The sequence below is a fragment of the Salinimicrobium oceani genome (genome assembly GCF_012037645.1).
In genome coordinates, this window is sequence record NZ_JAAVJR010000458.1 from 1 (window position 1) to 496 (window position 496).

General features: G+C 41.9%; 1 protein-coding gene and 1 pseudogene. Both read right to left on the bottom strand.

The features are described 5' to 3' along the window. Positions 1–237: pseudogene (locus HC175_RS17725) on the bottom strand (tRNA epoxyqueuosine(34) reductase QueG); the annotation flags it as partial. 79 nt (positions 238–316) lie between these two features. Beyond that, positions 317–496: cytochrome P450 (locus HC175_RS17730; RefSeq protein WP_168139597.1), on the bottom strand; the 180-nt coding region annotated here is incomplete at its 5' end.

Below are 496 nucleotides of genomic sequence, written 5' to 3' on the forward strand. Positions count from 1 at the left end.
CAACAGGGAAATTACACTTTTTGAACCCTCAACCAGTTTTGTGGGATCAAGACGCTTATCAAAATAGTTCTCCATGTAAGACATCTGTCCATGCCTGTTCCCGTTGAGATATTCCTCCAGCCGGGGTGCCTCTTCCTCAAGAAATTCTGCTTTGGAGATACCGCACGACAAAAAACCGAGGCGTTTAGCTTCGTTTTTAATAAGGGCGGTATTTTGGGTTTTTAAGGAGGATTTCACTTCAGGTTAATTTCGCAACTTTTGTGCCTAAGGGGAGGGGAGAAAACAGAGGTGCCAAAAATAGCATTTTTGAAAGTATTTATTTCCGAAGATCAAATTTAAGAATTGCATTTTTTGGCTTCAGAGTGATGAGAGGATGGATCTCTATTTCTCCTTTTGCTCCTGAAATTCTAAATTTAGAAACAAGCTCCGCGATGGTGATTACCATTTCGTACATGGCAAAATTGTTTCCGATGCACTTTCGCGGGCCCGCACCGAA